1 protein-coding gene is annotated in these 585 nt (G+C 69.6%); it reads right to left on the reverse strand.

What is annotated here, in order from left to right:
- Positions 1-585, reverse strand: a 585-nt coding sequence (locus Q7C21_RS22545; RefSeq protein WP_375151166.1) for an HAD-IC family P-type ATPase, incomplete at both ends; no start/stop codon positions are given.

The following is a 585-nucleotide window of genomic DNA, read 5'->3' on the forward strand; positions in this document are numbered from 1 at the left end:
GCCCAGCACCCGGGATTGCGGGCTCTGCTCGATCAGCCAGGACAGGGTCCGGCCCTCGTGTTCCCAGTCTTTGGCTGCCTGGGCCAGGCTGCCCGGGGTCAGGCCGCTTTCTTCCAGCAGGCGGCGGTTGCCCAGGGCCAGTTGGCGGCCGTCCAGGGTGCCGGCGATGCCGCGCCCGGTCAGGGACTGGCTGGCGCTGACATCGGCCACCGGCAGTTGGCGTTCCTGGCACAGGTCCAGCACCGCTTTGGCCAGGGGATGCTCACTGCCGCGCTGCAGGGCACCGGCCAGTTGCAGCACGCTATTGTCGTCGCCTTCCAGGGCCTGCATATGGGCGATGCGTGGCGTACCGGAAGTCAGGGTGCCGGTCTTGTCGAAAACCACCGAGCTGACTTCGTGGGCTCGTTCCAGGGCTTCGGCGTCCTTGATCAGGATGCCGTGGCGGGCGGCCACGCCGGTGCCGGCCATGATCGCGGTGGGGGTGGCCAGGCCCAGGGCGCAAGGGCAGGCGATCACCAGCACGGCGACGGCGTTGATCACTGCGGTTTCCAGGGGCGCGCCATACAGCCACCAGCCCACCAGGGT

This window comes from Pantoea sp. ANP04 (genome assembly GCF_041982285.1).
GTDB classification, from domain to species: domain Bacteria; phylum Pseudomonadota; class Gammaproteobacteria; order Enterobacterales; family Enterobacteriaceae; genus Pantoea; species Pantoea eucalypti.